This window comes from Acinetobacter halotolerans (assembly GCF_004208515.1).
Lineage (GTDB): Bacteria > Pseudomonadota > Gammaproteobacteria > Pseudomonadales > Moraxellaceae > Acinetobacter > Acinetobacter halotolerans.
Map to the genome: position 1 here is coordinate 1 of NZ_SGIM01000026.1, position 1,237 is coordinate 1,237.

1 protein-coding gene is annotated in these 1,237 nt (G+C 36.9%); it reads right to left on the reverse strand.

Annotated features, from left to right (window positions below; translation table 11 throughout):
* A partial coding sequence (locus EXE30_RS15695) for an OmpA family protein (protein ID WP_130163205.1) occupies positions 1-825 on the reverse strand: 825 nt, incomplete at its 3' end.
* Between the last annotated feature and the right edge of the window lie 412 nt (positions 826-1,237).

Sequence of the window (1,237 nt, forward strand, 5' to 3'; positions counted from 1 at the left end):
CGATAAACGTTCGTTTAATGCACGTGGACCAGTGTTATCTGTGTGACCTTCAATACGAGCTGTCGCATTCGGGTACTCAGCTAATTTCTCTGCTACTTTCGCAATTTCAGACTTAAATTGTGGCTTGATGTCTGATTTGTTTGTATCAAAGAATACACGAAGTTCCATGTTAAGATCTTCGGTCAACTCTTGTGGCTGTGGAGCAACTGGAGCTGGTTCAACTGGAGCAACTTCTACGACTGGCGCAGCAGGCTTCAAGTGACCACCAAGAACTACGTTTAAACCAGCAAGTGCTGTGTAGTTCCAGAACTTTTCATCAAAATGATAAGTACCACGAGCTTCAGTACGAAGAGATAAAGCATCGTTCAAGCGCCAGAATACACCACCACCAGCATTTGCTAATGTACCTTCTTGCTTACCACCATAAATGTCATCACCTTCATATTTGTAGTGACCAGCACCAGCTAATACGTATGGCTTGATTTTGCTATCATAATTTTTAGTGATCAAATCAGATGTTACATAAGCATTAGCAGCGATATTACGACCTTTATAGTCGTTATTGGTGCTTGTATCACCTTTGATTTGACTATATTCAACTTCAGCGCCTAACCAAGGTGTTACTTCAACACCAATCGCAGCACCAACAAATAAATCATCTTCAAGTTCAGGACTTGGCGTTAATTGACCTTTATCACCACGGTTATTATGTTCAGTATCAAACATTGTGTAACCCAATAATAATGGTGTTACAGTTACGCCTGCATTCGCAGCAGCTAAAGGAGCAGCAACAAGCATAGCAAGTGCAATACGACTTAATTTCATGGATAATCTCCAAAAAAACAAAAATTTGTTTGTTCTCTAAACTTAATTGCTTTTGAATGCTGAGAAATAGTCTTGTTGTATCTTTTTCAGTTATTTACCTTATGTTGGGTCATACAAATACCGAATCAATGTTCCACGTATCCAATACCGTTTAACCAGCAACCACTGAAAAATAACTTATTTCTCTTCAAAAATCTAGAAAACTCTAATCTAACAACACCCAATAAAGCTGTGAGAGATTATCACTTTTCAATCAAAACCTTAACAAGATATCATAGTTTTTTTTAATAAAACTAAAGAGTACTCCCAATGTACCCTATGTTAAAACAAGCTTATTCTCGTTGTTGAATTATTATATTTTCTTTTATATCAATACCATCAAAGATTATATCCATAAAAAAAGCGACTCAAA